Here is a 15008-nt window from a genome sequence, read left to right as displayed (position 1 = left end):
TTTTACGTTTGGGCTGAAGTTTAGTTTCTAAGTATAAATACCTTTTTAAACGATAGACTAAAGGCTTACTTCCGAAAAACACATCCATTCTAGAAGTCCTCTTCAAAAGTTATGCAAAAATAAAATGGAAGGCTTTGTAAAGGTTTTTTACTCCACTTTCTGTTTTTCCACATATATACGTCCTTGTTCTTTACTTCCCTACAATAAAATAGTTTCTTGTTTCACAAATTATCCCTTTAATCTGAAGATGAAATTGATTCTGCAACACTATTTGAACGATCCGATTAAAGGCTTACCTCTATCAAGAACTTTTGGAATTTAATAAGCCGATAGAGAAATAACTATCAGCTTAGAGTACTCCATATTACCTTTTTAAATTGAATGAAAGGAGGTCTTGTTTTTATTTATCCTATCTTGCTATTGGTTATGCAGCTAGATTGGCAATGTCTTACTTTTTCCTGTTTTTTAACCGCTCGACATTTTCATTAAATAGCTTATCAATTTCCTCTTTAACTTCCTCGTATTTTTTATCTTTTAGCACCCAAAGACCGTCTCTTAAATCTGCACTTAGTTTTAGTATCTTCCTAGATTGATCATTTGCTTTTTCTTTTATCATCTCAGCAGATTTCTTACTGATTTGACCGCTTTTATGTAAATCATCTGCAACATCCATAATGTTCATTCTTTGCTGTTTATTTTTTTCCAACCATATGGTTGAAGCATTAAAGATGTTATCCCATTGATGATTATTTTCATCCTCTAATTGCTCGACAGCATCTGCAACCCATTCTTCCCATTTTTGGGCGATTTCTTTTGAACGGTCGAATTCTTCTGAAAGCCCTTCTTGGTTTAAAACCGTTGTATATGTTCCTTTTGCCACATCTGCAATTTCTTTTAATTGTCTTTGCCCTTCGCTATCCACATTGAAGCCAATAATGTTAACGATAGGTGTAATATTTGAATCTGCTAATTCCTTTGCTGCCTTTACAGGGTCACCTTCACACGTTTCAACCCCATCACTCACTAAATAAATAATATTTGTATGATTCTCGCCATTAAAATCCGCTAAGTCATTTTTGGCTTCTTCAATAGCTTTAGCAAGTGGCGTCCATCCTGAAGGTTTAAATTTCCTTAAAGCTGAATTTAAACTGGAGGCACTATATTTTTTTAACGGGTAAACAAGTTCATTGCTCGAGCATGAAAGCTGTTTATCTTGATTGGAGCCGCTTCCTTTATGTCCATAAACACGTAGAGCCACATGTGCATCTTTCGGTAAGTCTGCGGTAAATTCTTTTATTGCCTCTTTAGCCATATCCATCATAGGCTTGCCATCGATTTTTTTGGCCATGCTGCCACTGGCATCTAAAATGATTTCCACATTCAAATGCTCTTTAAAGCGATACCGGTCATCCTCTAAATCCGGTCTTCCAAATAGGATTGTATTTAATTCTTTTAAAATATCATTTGGACCTGGATAGTTTTCATGAAACAAGGAATAGGCTAATCGCCAATACGCTTCGATTTCTTCCTCTGCAGGCTGATTTTGTTTCCCGTCTGAATTTTCGATAATAGGAAGCTTTTCAAAGTGTTCTAATATATATTGCTTTTCTTCTTTATTTAACTCGCGATAACTCTTTCCCGAAAAGACCCCAACAGGGTAGTTAACGATCTCATCGACCTTTTCTAATGTTGATGGAAGATTAGCCAAAATTTCATCTGCATTTAATTGCTGCTTCGGTTGCTGACCCTCTTCTGCATCCTTCTCTGATTCTTCCATTTCTTCCTGATTCCCTTCAGGCTGTACAGATGCTTCCTTCGGCTGATTTTTCGAGAAAGCCATACTTAATAAAAATGCTGAGATGATAGAAACTAATAAAATGGATATGATGATATAGCGCTTCTTCGTCTGTTTTATCATAAAATGTCAAGCTCCTTTTGTCTCAGCATTTTTACCATTTGACACTCATTCTACATCCTAGCTTTAATAAGGGAATTCGTCTCGAGTTCAAGTGTATTTTCTTCCTTAATATCAATAAATAAATTTGTTACAAGGATGATTTGGAATGGCAAAATAAACATCTGTAAAATAATTTTTGTAAACAAAAATACGAAATATACATCCGTATAGATAGAAATAAAAAAGAATAATACATTTTCAAATAATAGCTGAATGGCCGTTATGGCTCCAATGATTACAAATGTAATTAAAAAACGCTTTTTTACTAGGCTGACTGACTTTCGAATGGCTACTTTATAAGACTTAACACCATCCGCAATAAAATAGGGAACAAAATAAAAAAGAAGTAAAACGATTAAACCCGGAATGATAAAAAGCATTCCTCCCAAAAATACTAATAATGAATACAAGCAGGCAAAAACATATAAAGAAATCACTTTATCCAGTGAAAAACCTAGAGATTTACGAAATATAGATTCCTCATCTTCATGATCGAGCATTGTTAGCTTAATAAACGGAACTTGGGCAATGGTTAGAAAAACGAGCATGAATATTCCATTGGCTGCATCTCCGACAATACCAGGATACTCCATAAACCGAGATTCATTATATAGATAATTAACTATGATCGTATGCAAAAATAATAGGGGGACATACGTCAATAACGACATACAAATGAGTGAGATAAATTTACTTGAATACAAGTATATTGAATTAGATAAAATTCTTTTCATGTACTTTACCTGCCATTACTTTGGATTTCTAATTTTAGGGACAATTTTTTCTTCGAATGCCTTCAATCCGCTTTTCGTCATTTTTTTATCAAATGATTGCTGCAAATTTGATTCGTCTAGCTTAATATTTTCCTCCGCAAATCCTTCAACAAACCCCCGCATAGTCTTTTTTAAAGCACCATTATTTGATTGAATAGAAGCCCGTAAAAGATCAGAAATCTTTTTGCGGGCGGATGAAGGGACATTGGAAGTTCCCTCACTCAATCCATTGATAACCTGCTGATAATCATCCATTAGTTCAAATTCCTTTAGTCCGTAATCATACATCATGACATTATACTTTACACTTTCAGCTTGCATGTCATTAAGAATATCGTCATCAAAATAGCCATGCTTCCTCGTAGCAAAGCGTTGTAAATTACCTAATGTGTTAATGATATCTTCAATCCTTTTGCTGTTTCCTAACGCATAGGTTGTATGGGTAATGATTTTTTCAATAGATGCTTCGAGATTCGGCTGTATTCGAACTAAATCAGCTTTATGCCTGTTTATTAACGATACAAGATCCTTATATGGCGACATATCCTTCAGCATTTGTGGAACCATTTCCTTCATTGCACCATGGATCATCGTATTAAAGCTTACTAATGCGAGCGCTGGAGCCTTCGCTTCTTCAAATGGGACAATATTTCCTTTGTAATCTAGAATTAAATATCCTGTAATTCCCTTTAAAATCTGTTCAAATTGAGTAAGAAAATAGTAGTCCCTTCCATCAAAATAGGCGAAGTCCCACATATCCCATTTTTCTAATAAACTTTTATATTGCTTAATATTTTTTTCATGTGTTTTTGAAGGCTTTGTATCTATCAAAATTCGTTACTCACCTCTTAAAAATCGATTTAAACCATTTCCCAACTTTCTTGGCCTTTTTCATAACGTTATCTTTGATTTCATGTCGGTTCTTCCATAACTTTCTGCCTAAGCTTACGACACTGATTGCTGCACCTACTACAACCATTCCTGCTGCAATTGGCTGAGCTCCTGGAATCATCGCCACAAAAGGTGCTGCTCCTGTTATTAGGCTGCCTGCATTATCTACTAACCCCCATTTTGCATCAGCTTTTTCTTCAGCCGTACTAGCATTATTATTTAACTTGTTATAATTCCCTATCGCATCCCATATTGTTAATGGCATCGTAATGGCGGAAACAATCGCATTTCCAGTTGAAAAGGATTTTCCCGTTTCATATAATTCTTTAGATTTCCGGGTGTATTCAATTAAATCCCCAGCTTTTCTGAGGTCATCTACTTTCTTAACTTCTTTAAAAGTTTTGTACTTATCATAAACTTCTTTTGGTTTTTTTGCTAGGTCGTACGCGTCATATAAGGCATCAATTGTGGGGTCACCTTTCGTAAATAGCTTAAAACCAGATATCCCCATTTTTTTATGACTTTTAAGAAAATCTTCTAGAGTGATATCTCCTTTTCTCAAACTTTGATCGATTAAGTTGATATTTCCTCCAACAATATCCTTTATAAAATAGGTAGCTGCACCTTTATCAGTCACTTCTTTAAATTCAAAAAAAGGACCTGACAGATCATCCTCTGACTTATTATTTTTATTCTTTCCTGTTTCAGAACTATTTTGATTATTCGTTTGATCATTCGATTGTGGATTATTAGCATCTGGTGGTATTGGGGAGTTTGGGTCACCCGGATTATTTGGCTTTGTTCCATCTGGAGAAGTGGGATCATTTATATTGTTGTTTTGCCCAGGTGCCGGGTTCGAATTAGAGTTTCCCCCATTCGGGTCATTCCAATTTGGATCTTTCCAATCAGGCTGGTTTTCCCATCCAGGCTGCGTTTCCCATCCAGGTGAATTCCAATTTGGCTGGTTTTCCCACCCAGGCTGCGTTTCCCACCCAGGTGAATTCCAATTTGGCTGATTCTCCCAACCCGGCGAATTCCAATCTGGTGATGTTTTCCATGATGGGTCAGTATTCCAGCCAGGATTCTGCCAATTTGGCTGCGTTTTCCATGATGGCTGTGTATTCCAGCCAGGAGATTTCCACTGTGGCGTCTCCCATTTAGGCGGGGTTTTCCAAGTGGGCTCGTTAGTCCACGATGGAGATGTCGTCCATGTATTCGATTCTCCCCATGCTGATGCATATAAAATAAATGGACCCGTGTTGAGAAACAACAATGCTGCTGTTGCTATGATCGCAAAAACGATCCTTAATCGTTTAAACATATCTCCTCTCCATTCTTGCAAATTTATTTATTTACTTTAAATTTCTTATCACGGGAATGTATACTCCGACTTGTACGAACCAAAACCGCTCAAAAACTCGAACTTTAACCCTTCCCCTTTTTGCTTGATCAGTCTTTTATCTTCAGGAAACAAGCTATCGTATTTAATTGCCTTATATTTGGTTGCTGTCTTTACTTCAACCCTTTTATTCTTGTTAAAAAAGACTATTGTCGTTCCAGAAAGCACACCGTTGTTGTCATTAATATTTTTTGCAACAGCATCGTGGACTCTGCTGACTGCATTATCCAGCTCACTGGATACAAACCCTTGCAAAGCACCAGTTAAAATCCCTGGTGATTCTAATTCTGCCTTTATCACATTATTTATCGCATTGTGGTTGATTTCTATAGTTGATAAATTTCTCCCGGAGCTTCTTAGACTCGCTTTTTCTTCACCCAGCTTTTTTAAGATTGAATTTTGTTCATACAAGTCTAGCCTCTTAATACTTATATAATAATTATATTGATGTCGGTCATACAGCTCGATCGCTGTATTTAAACCCGCCAGAATTTCCCCCGAGGCTGCTAAGCTTGCCTGTTCAGCATTATTCGATGCTTTTTCCTTTATAATAAAAACGTTAGCAAAGCTCCCAATAATGACAAACATTAACACAAGCATCGTCATCGAGCCGAGCATAAAAATCATCGTATTCCCTTTTTCATTAGCAATGTATCTCTTCATTTACTCCACCGTCCTGCCATTTATTGACTTATCGAAAGTTAATGGCGGAAGGACTCCGAGAATTTTTTTAGGCAAAAACTTTAGTGACAGATCGACAGTGACAGTCGCCTTAAAATCTCTGGAATTTAAGTCTACGATATTTACATTTCCATTTAATTTTAATGTGGCTTTAGCATTTTGAACAATTTTCTCCGCGGCTGCATGGGCTTCCGCACGATCTTTTGTTACCGAATAGGTTTTGGCAGCTTCGTTTGCGGCTGACTGAGTAATAATGACGGCATATCCAGCCACAAGAAATTGCCAAAGGATCATCATTAAAAGTAAGACAAGGGGCACCATTGAAATAAATTCAATGATAGCTGACCCTCGTTCATTTTTAAGTAATTTCTTCATCTACTCTCAAGTCCCCCTACTCTTTTTTTCCTGGAGAGACATTTTGATTATATATATCTTTAATTTCTTTTAAAGATGAGGCTAAATTCTCATCTCTTGCATCAATAAGTGTATTCTTCATTTCTTCTACTAAACCGTAATGATGATCATAGAACTCCTGTGCCATTTTATTTGCTGCCAGTTCCTGCTCTTTTGTAATTTTTTCCTTTGTATAGAGACTTTGAAGAGAAAAAGAAATTAAATATTTTTCTTTAGAAATATTATTCTTCCAGGCATTTGATAGACTATAAATGGCCGTTTTCTGTTGATCCGCATTTTTAAAAATCCCAGACTTCTCCTTTTGATACCAAGTCATCCATTTATGGGCATCAGCCGAAGCCTTATTAAACTGGCTTTTTAATTGCTCATGATTGCGAACATTTACGTATGTTCCACCTGCTGCTTCCGCTACGTCCATTAATTGCTGCTCATCTTTACTGCCTAAATCAAATCCAATAATATTTACAACAGGTGAAATCTCAGATGCTTTTAAGCTTTTGGCTGCGGCAATCGGATCGCCATCACATGTTTCCACTCCATCACTTACTAAGTAAATAATATTTCGATGGTTTTCACCTTTGAATTTTGCTAAATCTTGCTGAGCTTCAAGTAATGATTGGGCAAGCGGTGTCCAGCCCGCAGGATTAAATTTCCCCAGCGCTTCTTTCAGCCCCGAGTCACTGTACGGCTGAATAGGGTAGACTAATTCATTTGCAGCACAGGACATAGCTTTATCTGCATTAGAACCCGTCCCTTTATGCCCATAAACACGCAGACCAACATTCGCCTCTTCAGGTAAGGATGAGGCAAATTCTTCAATAGCCTCCTTGGCAATTTCCATCATAGACTTAGAGCCAATCACTTTCTTCATACTCCCACTGGCATCTAGAATGATTTCCACATTAAACGTCTCCGTCTGCTCTTCTTCAGAAATTTCCTCTGATTCGGGTGTTGTCGCAATACTTAACGAATCAATAATAACCTTTGGGTCATCATAGTCCATCTTATAAAGAGAGTATACATAAGCCAATAAATTAGATAGTTCTCCTTCATTAGCCGTTTCTGAAAGAGGAGGGATTGCATCTAATGCTTCTTGAACAGCTTCATCTTTTACCTTGGTATCTTTGGATGCGAATAAGCCAATTGGATAGGAAACTACTTCTTCAAGATTACTAGGCATATCGGGAACGTCTATATGAAACGGTATTTCTTCAGGCTCAGTTGCCGTTTCTTCAGAAGCAGGTTCTTCTTCCTCTACCTTAACAACCTCTTTTTCTTTTACTTTATCAACCGTTTCCTTTTTATCTTGGCACCCAACCAAAAAGATAAAGCAAAAAAATATAATCGCTGCAGGAGTAAATAGTCTAGGCATGAACTCCCTCCTTTCAAAGTTGTTTCATACCATAATCAAGTGTTGATATTATCAATCATTTCTTTTAACTTATTGATAATGGTTTCTGAAAGATCCCCGCCACTTGATTTCATCGCTGTAGCTAAAGCAAACATTAATGCAATAATAACCGCCGCTAAACCAACCCACTCAATCGTGGAAACACCCTTCTCATTTGCTACTCTTCCTTTAAGGCCAAAGTACATGGACGTTAAGCTGTTAATCATTTTTTCCTTCATTTCAATCATTTTCTTCTTCATTTTCTTCCTCCTCAAAATGTTTAATTCCTATCTTGATTCCTATCAACAAATTCATCGATTCTTCTAACCTTTGAAACACCACCCCTTTCAAAGACTCTTTTTATGTTGAAAATAGATTGATAATGCTGTCTTCTCCATAGATCATATTGAGAATGATTAAACCTAAAATCATTAACATAATCAGTGGTGCGATAAGAAATGACGTAATAAGTGTCACCTTCGGAGAGGCTTTTGCAGCTTTTTCCTTCACTTGCTCTAGGCTGATCCTTCTCATTTCATTCGCTTGATTTTGAAACGTTGTAGCAACTGGCACACCTAATCTTGATCCTTGAATTAAAGATTTAATGACATTTTGAAAATCCTGATTATCGTTTCGATTCAGCATTTCCACATACGCTTTTTCTCTTGGCACCCCTAGTTCTATTTCTTGAATAAACCTTGAAAACTCTTCCTGAATCGGCCCAATATAATAACTGATTACTTCCTTTATTGCTCCATCTAATCCAGATCCTGCCTGCAAACTTATACTTACCGTATCAAGGAAGTCCGGCAAATCTCGCCGGAGCTGCTCCTGACGCTTTTTCGCCTTTCCCCTTACTAAGAAAATAGGGATAAAAAATCCAATAAACGGAAGTGTAACAAATAGAACATTTGCAAAAGGGAAGCCGAAAATGAAGAGAAAGGTTCCAATGATAAACCCAAGAATGACGCAAACAATTTTAAATCCCTGAAAGCGTGCTACTGTTAGTCCATATGGTTTTCCTGCCTTCTTCAGCAATACTTCAACATCAGGTGATTCACTATAAAAATTAATTCTTTCTCCAATTGCTGAAAAATCATCAGCATATCGGGATAGAAACATAATCAATCTGTCAAATACAGATCTTTTCTTTTCCCTTATCATTGCTTGAGTCAGAGCCACTTCATTTAAATGCACTTTAAGTGTTTCTTTGCTTTTGGAATAACTATAAAAATTTAAAAAGCTTAGTACTAAAAACAACCAAAATAATAAAATTGCTGAAAGTATTACTCCGTCCATATCGTCTACACCCTTATATTTGTGACAGCTCTAACTAGTATGAAAGATATGACCATTCCTATTAAGAAAACCGTTGTTAATATGGCACCTGGAATGGTAAATATCAAATCAATAAATCCATCCATCATTGAATTCAACATTAAAATTAAAAATATCGGCATTGCTGGTAAAATATATGAAATAAATCGTTGTTCAGCTGTGGCTGTTTTAATCGTCTGCCTTAAAATCTTTCGTTCTTCTAAAGTTTTGGCCATTTCCTCCAAAACCTTTGTTAAGTTTCCGCCTGATTTCTTTTGTATTAATAAAGCAGCAATAAATAATTTGAATTCTTTTGTCGGCACTCTTTTTTCAATTTCCTTTAAGGCCCTTTCAAAGTCTACCCCGAGACGTAAATTATGGGCTAAATCTTTAAATTCATCTCTTGCTGGAAATCCGACCTCTGCAGCTACAACTTCAATTCCCTGATTAATCGTCATTCCGGCTTTTGTACTATTCCCCAGCAATCGACAAACTTCTGAAAGCTGATCATTTAGCTTTTCAATATACTTATTTCTTCTTACTAAAAATAAAAGCCAGTAAGATACAAAAGTTATGATGGCGGCTAGGATGATACTAATCTTAAACTTCAAAGAAAATAGCCACATAAAGATAATAACGATGACAAAGCAATAAAATAGCAAAATAGCAAAAAACTCAGAAGGAAGAATTAATATATTCGCATACAATAATTTAATCTTGAATTTCTTTGCGAATGGGGTTTGGTCAAAGCGATCGCCTAGATTTGAAATAAAGCTACTTCTACCATTCTCTTTCTTAAACATATTTTCATATTTTTTTGTTATTTCCCGTTTTTCTTTTCTATAGCCAAGCAATTGATAAATTCCCCAAATAAAAAACAAGACAGAGATACCGAATATAGAGGCAATTTCCAAAATGTCCCCCCTCCCGCTTATTTACTTTCAAAAAGATTTTCTGGAAGAGCAATACCAAACATTTTAATCCTTTCTAAACATCTCGGTACGACTCCAGTAGGTGCAAAATACCCTTCAACTTCTCCTGTTTTCTTCATCCCACTTCTTTTGAATGCGAAAATTTCCTTAATCACAATTTCCCCATTGTCTTCCCTATGAATTTCACAAATGGATGTTAACTTTCTCGTTCCATCCGTTAGCCTCTCTCCTTGGACGATAATATCTAACGCACCAACGATATACTCACGGATAATATGTGTAGGTAAATCCATTCCCGCCATAACAACCATTCCCTCTACACGCCTTAATGCATCAAAAGGTGTATTGGCATGAACAGTTGTAATAGACCCTTCATGTCCAGTATTCATAGCTTGAAGCATATCGAACGCTTCCGCACCACGCACCTCTCCGACGATAATTCTGTCAGGACGCATCCTCAACGAGTTTTTTACTAAATGTCGAATGGTAATTTCACCTGAACCCTCAACATTAGGAGGTCTTGCTTCCAACCCAACAACATTCTGTTTATCAAGACGCAGCTCCGCGGAATCCTCAATTGTTACGATTCTCTCCCCGTTTGGAATAGAGTTGCCTAATACATTTAACAAAGTTGTCTTTCCACTTCCAGTACCGCCTGATATCAAAATATTTAATTTTGCTCTTACAACAGCATCTAAAAATATCGACATTTCCTTATTTAACGATTCGAAATTAAGCAAATCAGTCATTTGAAAAGGTTCTTTGCGAAACTTCCTGATCGAAACGACTGGACCAATTAAGCTTATGGGCGGTATGACTGCATTTACACGGCTTCCATCTGGTAACCTAGCATCTACCATCGGTGAACTTTCATCTATTCGCCGGCCAATAGGGGCAACGATTCGATCGATGACATGCCGCACATGATTATCATCCTTAAACGTTACGGGAGCGAGCTGCAGCTTACCAAGCTTCTCGATATATATTTCCTTATGGCCATTGATTAAAATCTCTGTGATCGTTGGGTCATCAAGCAACGGCTCTAACGGCCCGTAGCCCACCGATTCATCAATAATTCTTGTCAATAACTCTTCTTTATCGAGTCTTGGAATGATTACTTTTTCCTCACTCATAAATTGGCTAATTAGTTGTTCAATTCTTAGTCTCATTTCGCCTTGAGGAAGACTTGTTAACAGTTCTAAGTTCGCTTCACGTAAAATTCTCGTTTTGTAATGATCGACTAATTCATTTATATATTGATTTTCATGATTTCCTCTATGTTCTTCTTTTATCCTGATCGTTCTTCTTTCAAATAATGACATCTGTCATCAATCCTTTTAAGAGTTATTCCACCATTTGAACAACCCATTTTTTAATGCCTTTTGCAAATGGGATTAATTTCTTTTCATTCGCTTCCTTTCTAAAAGGTACGCTTTTATTAATATGTGCCTGGACCCCTTTAAAATCACGAGGAAATTTAGCAGCAATTGGGTAAGTAATGATATTCTTTACATCACTTGGTTTAATCTCATTTTCTTTTCCCACTTGGTTAATGAGGATTTCCATTCTACCCTCCGTTTCAATTCCTAGCCTTTGAAATAGCCCCTCCACTTGTTTTAAAGTGTTGATAGAAGGGGTATCTAAATTTAAAATGTAAAAAATTTTATCGGATTCTTCTAGAGCCGCATAGGAATGAATGTTCATGGCTACAGGCAAATCTACAATGACAAAGTCATAGCTTCTCCTACAAGTTCTTAATAGTCTTGCAATGAACCCTTCTGGCAAATGCTCAGCTATTTCCGCATCGCGTGGACTTAACAGCACTTCTAATTTGGATAGTTTCTCCACTTGAGATACATTTCGAATATGACTTTCATTTAATTCATCAATAACCGGCATTAGATCAGCAAAGGAACGATTGGAAGTGATTGAAAGAAAAGCCTCTGCACCACCGTAGTGTAAATTTAAGTCGATGTAGATTACTTGAGCAGTCGATTCAAACTTTAAAGTTTGCGCAAAAGCACTAGATATTAGCGTTTTGCCTGATCCGCCTTTTCCACTATAAAACGAATATATTTTTCCCCTGCCTCTTTTAAAGGACTGACTTGTAACGGCCGTTTCCATTAATTGTTTTTTTCGTTGATAGACCATTTGAATAATGCTATCCAATCGGCCATACAGCATCGCATTTTCATCAGGCAATACGAAAAAATCTTTAATGCCTGCTCTCATTACGCTTTTTAATACATCAAAATTTTGCGAGAATGCGATAAAAACTACTAGTGCCATCGGATTAACCACATGGATATATTCAATTGCATCTGCAGCGGATTCATCGTCAGATTCAATTAAAAATATTAAATCTGGAGCTAGTCGATCCAGCTCAGTCTTCAAATCACGATAAGAGATTAAATCAACTTTTTCGAAGCTATTTAATACACCCCTTAAATGATTTTTCGATTGTTCTTGATCACCAACGAGTAATATTTTAATCTCAGCACTCATTTGCACCCTCCAAAGTAAGTTCGATCCTATTTTTTATTATTTTCGTTTTCAGCCCCGTTTTCAGTTGTTTCAACTTCTTCTTTATTTTGCTCCTGCGGTGGTGCGGCTGGAGTTTCTGGGGCTTTTGGGGTTTCTGCACTTTCTTCCTTTTTCTCCTGTTCAGCTTCCGGCTTTTCGGTCTCTGTATTCATTTGGAGTCCCTTACCTACATTCGCCTTTAATATTCGAATGGAATCCGCGTAATTTTGCATATGGATAATTTTCGGCGCATCTTCGGCAGGAACTTCAACAGCCACTCCAGAAAAGTTCTTCTCGCTTTTAGAGACAGCAGCAACTAAGACATCCTTCATAAAAATTTCAGTAACGGGCTTCCCATCAAAAGTATGTGAAACTACAATATCAACACGATCAAGGCCTTCTAATTCTTCATCAAACCGAATTCGATCTGATTGGAGCATCGTTACTAATCTATTATTTTCATCTGTTGCATTTGAGACAGGTTTTAACATCGATTTCGTGATAATATCCCCCTCAACTAATGGAACAACTAAAACCTTATCAATCAAATCCTCAACATTTGTCACATGGGAATTGTTCACATAACGATTTGGAATTTCCTCCTGTATAACATGGGTAGGCTGAAGTAAAGATCGTGATGGGATATCAGTTGCTGCCACGTATATTTTGGTCATCCCCCCTAATTCACTATTTAGTTCTTTAATTTTTTGCAGAAAAAATAGGCCAGCAATAAATGCCAATATTAAAGAGATTGATAAGAAAATAATGGCTCTTCTCTTTGATTCCAACATAATTTGTTACCTCTCTTAGCGATTCACTTTTTTGTACAATGAAATATACATATCCATAATCTTTTTTGCCTTAAATATTAATTACCACCTGTTCACAAATTGGTCAAATACTCCCAAAAAAAATGTCGAATCATGTCTGTTAAAATATTCCTGTTATTATCTTGAAACTAGAATAATTAACAAAACTAATGAACTATACTTGTCTCATTCCTAAGTCATTTTTTAGTTACATTTGTAAAGTTCATTGAATTAATTCACCTTTTTTATGTTACAAATGTTAAATTTATTAGTACAAATTGTTCATTTCATGGAAATTAATCACATTTCCATCTTTGACGAAATGGATAGACTCCTTAGTTCTTTTGGATTGCAAGGAGGTGAAGTCAGCCGTTCTCTCCCCCTTCTAAATTAAGAAGCTTTAAGCAAATAAAAAAACAGCAGCGTTTAAGTTAAACACTGCTGTTTTTTTAATCTTTTATTTCATCCATTCTGTATGAAATACGCCTTCTTTATCAATGCGCTCGTATGTGTGAGCACCAAAATAATCTCGCTGCGCCTGAATGAGATTGGCTGGCAAACTTTCTGTACGATAGCTGTCATAATAGGAAATAGCTGCTGATAAGCATGGGACTGGAATGCCATTTTGAACAGCTACACTAATGATTTCACGAAGTGCCCCCTGGTAGCTTTCAACAATTTCTTTGAAATAAGGATCAAGCAGTAAATTTTTCAAGCCTGCATCCCGATCATACGCATCCTTAATTTTTTGCAGAAATTGTGCACGAATAATACAGCCTCCACGGAATATCATCGCAATATCGCCATAGCGTAAATCCCAGTTATACTCCTCGGATGCTGCGCGCATTTGGGCAAATCCTTGCGCATATGAGCAGATCTTACTCATGTAAAGTGCTTTGCGAACAGACTCAATGAAAGCTTTTTTATCGCCTGAATAGGCTTGTTTACTAGGTCCGCTTAGCAGCTTGCTTGCTTGGACACGCTCTGCCTTCATCGCAGAAATATAGCGCGCAAATACGGATTCGGTAATAATAGGAAGCGGTACCCCCATATCTAATGCACTTTGGCTCGTCCATTTCCCTGTTCCTTTTTGACCAGCTGTATCAAGAATGCGATCTACAAGCGGCTCCCCTGTTTCTTCATCCTTTTTCGCAAAAATATCTGCAGTAATCTCGATTAAGTAACTATCAAGCTCCCCTTTATTCCATTCAGCAAATACGTCATGAAGCTCATCTGCAGTAAGACCAAGCACATGTTTCAAAAGGAAGTAGGACTCCGCAATCAGCTGCATGTCTCCATATTCAATCCCGTTATGAACCATCTTCACATAATGCCCTGCACCGTCCGGACCAATATAGGTTGTACAAGGTTCTCCATTTACTTTTGCAGAAATATCTTTAAAAATTGAAGCAACGAGCTCATACGCTTCTTTTTGGCCTCCAGGCATTAGAGAAGGGCCGAGCAATGCTCCTTCTTCTCCGCCAGATACACCTGTCCCAATGAAATGGAAGCCTAATTCACTTAGCTCTTTATTACGACGCTGTGTATCTGTAAATAACGTATTTCCGCCATCAATTAGGATATCCCCCTTTTCAAGGAGAGGTTTTAATTGCTCAATGGTTGCATCCGTTGGCGCACCCGCTTTCACCATTAACATAATCTTTCTCGGTTTTTCGAGGGAATTTACAAACTCTTCAATGGAATATGTACCCTTAATATTTTTTCCGTTTGTCTCCTTTAGCATCTCATCTGTCTTTTCTCGTGATCGATTGTATACGGAAACAGAATACCCTCTGCTCTCAATATTCATGGCAAGATTTTTTCCCATAACCGCTAAACCAATAATACCAATTTGTGTTTTTTCCATCTTTCAACACCCCTTCTAAAACCTATCTTCATGCTAAGAATCCTCTATACTGTAG

14 protein-coding genes are annotated in these 15008 nt (G+C 36.9%); all 14 read right to left on the bottom strand.

From position 1 onward, the window contains the following. Nucleotides 1-448: 448 nt before the first annotated feature. Nucleotides 449-1918, bottom strand: coding sequence for a vWA domain-containing protein (locus RUH74_RS01070; RefSeq protein WP_313798387.1), 1470 nt, complete (start codon nt 1916-1918; stop codon nt 449-451). Between the two features lie 50 nt (nt 1919-1968). Next, a complete protein-coding gene (locus RUH74_RS01065; protein ID WP_313798386.1) occupies nt 1969-2691 on the bottom strand; it encodes a hypothetical protein in 723 nt (240 codons plus the stop codon). A gap of 15 nt (nt 2692-2706) precedes the next feature. Further along, entirely contained in the window at nt 2707-3561 is an 855-nt protein-coding gene (locus tag RUH74_RS01060) for a hypothetical protein (RefSeq protein WP_313798385.1), read from the bottom strand. A gap of 10 nt (nt 3562-3571) precedes the next feature. Next, nucleotides 3572-4942, bottom strand: a complete 1371-nt coding sequence (locus tag RUH74_RS01055) for a hypothetical protein (RefSeq protein WP_313798384.1) — start codon at nt 4940-4942, stop codon at nt 3572-3574. 48 nt (nt 4943-4990) lie between these two features. Then, complete coding sequence (locus RUH74_RS01050; protein ID WP_313798383.1) at nt 4991-5683, bottom strand: hypothetical protein; 693 nt, start codon at nt 5681-5683, stop codon at nt 4991-4993. Continuing rightward, nucleotides 5684-6076: a TadE/TadG family type IV pilus assembly protein gene (locus tag RUH74_RS01045; RefSeq protein ID WP_313798382.1), complete on the bottom strand. Its 393-nt coding sequence runs from the start codon at nt 6074-6076 to the stop codon at nt 5684-5686. It abuts the gene before it with no gap. Nucleotides 6077-6092: 16 nt separating this feature from the next. Continuing rightward, nucleotides 6093-7487, bottom strand: a complete 1395-nt coding sequence (locus RUH74_RS01040; protein ID WP_313798381.1) for a VWA domain-containing protein — start codon at nt 7485-7487, stop codon at nt 6093-6095. Nucleotides 7488-7522: 35 nt separating this feature from the next. Beyond that, a complete protein-coding gene (locus RUH74_RS01035; protein WP_313798380.1) occupies nt 7523-7765 on the bottom strand; it encodes a hypothetical protein in 243 nt (80 codons plus the stop codon). A gap of 100 nt (nt 7766-7865) precedes the next feature. Continuing rightward, entirely contained in the window at nt 7866-8804 is a 939-nt protein-coding gene (locus RUH74_RS01030) for a type II secretion system F family protein (protein WP_313798379.1), read from the bottom strand. A 5-nt stretch (nt 8805-8809) separates the two neighbouring features. Then, entirely contained in the window at nt 8810-9736 is a 927-nt protein-coding gene (locus tag RUH74_RS01025) for a type II secretion system F family protein (RefSeq protein WP_313798378.1), read from the bottom strand. 17 nt (nt 9737-9753) lie between these two features. Then, a complete protein-coding gene (locus RUH74_RS01020) occupies nt 9754-11076 on the bottom strand; it encodes a TadA family conjugal transfer-associated ATPase (RefSeq protein ID WP_313798377.1) in 1323 nt (440 codons plus the stop codon). A gap of 22 nt (nt 11077-11098) precedes the next feature. Then, complete coding sequence (locus RUH74_RS01015) at nt 11099-12259, bottom strand: CpaE/TadZ family protein (protein WP_313798376.1); 1161 nt, start codon at nt 12257-12259, stop codon at nt 11099-11101. A gap of 26 nt (nt 12260-12285) precedes the next feature. Beyond that, nucleotides 12286-13068 (bottom strand): Flp pilus assembly protein CpaB, encoded by a 783-nt coding sequence (gene cpaB, locus RUH74_RS01010; RefSeq protein ID WP_313798375.1) that lies wholly within the window; start codon nt 13066-13068, stop codon nt 12286-12288. A gap of 475 nt (nt 13069-13543) precedes the next feature. Further along, a complete protein-coding gene (gene gndA, locus RUH74_RS01005; RefSeq protein WP_313798374.1) occupies nt 13544-14953 on the bottom strand; it encodes an NADP-dependent phosphogluconate dehydrogenase in 1410 nt (469 codons plus the stop codon). Nucleotides 14954-15008 lie beyond the last annotated feature (55 nt).

The organism is Cytobacillus sp. (assembly GCF_032154635.1).
In the GTDB taxonomy this organism is placed as follows: Bacteria; Bacillota; Bacilli; order Bacillales; family Cytobacillaceae; genus Cytobacillus.
This window is presented reverse-complemented; position numbering and strand designations above follow the sequence as displayed.

Bases quoted from the DNA above. Each gene is read 5' to 3' on its own strand.
- RUH74_RS01070 (WP_313798387.1), bottom strand. From the start codon at position 1,918: ATGATAAAACAGACGAAGAAGCGCTATATCATCATATCCATTTTATTA.
- RUH74_RS01065 (WP_313798386.1), bottom strand. From the start codon at position 2,691: ATGAAAAGAATTTTATCTAATTCAATATACTTGTATTCAAGTAAATTT.
- RUH74_RS01055 (WP_313798384.1), bottom strand. From the start codon at position 4,942: ATGTTTAAACGATTAAGGATCGTTTTTGCGATCATAGCAACAGCAGCA.
- RUH74_RS01050 (WP_313798383.1), bottom strand. From the start codon at position 5,683: ATGAAGAGATACATTGCTAATGAAAAAGGGAATACGATGATTTTTATG.
- RUH74_RS01045 (WP_313798382.1), bottom strand. From the start codon at position 6,076: ATGAAGAAATTACTTAAAAATGAACGAGGGTCAGCTATCATTGAATTT.
- RUH74_RS01040 (WP_313798381.1), bottom strand. From the start codon at position 7,487: ATGCCTAGACTATTTACTCCTGCAGCGATTATATTTTTTTGCTTTATC.
- RUH74_RS01035 (WP_313798380.1), bottom strand. From the start codon at position 7,765: ATGAAGAAGAAAATGATTGAAATGAAGGAAAAAATGATTAACAGCTTA.
- RUH74_RS01030 (WP_313798379.1), bottom strand. From the start codon at position 8,804: ATGGACGGAGTAATACTTTCAGCAATTTTATTATTTTGGTTGTTTTTA.
- RUH74_RS01020 (WP_313798377.1), bottom strand. From the start codon at position 11,076: ATGTCATTATTTGAAAGAAGAACGATCAGGATAAAAGAAGAACATAGA.
- RUH74_RS01015 (WP_313798376.1), bottom strand. From the start codon at position 12,259: ATGAGTGCTGAGATTAAAATATTACTCGTTGGTGATCAAGAACAATCG.
- cpaB (WP_313798375.1), bottom strand. From the start codon at position 13,068: ATGTTGGAATCAAAGAGAAGAGCCATTATTTTCTTATCAATCTCTTTA.
- gndA (WP_313798374.1), bottom strand. From the start codon at position 14,953: ATGGAAAAAACACAAATTGGTATTATTGGTTTAGCGGTTATGGGAAAA.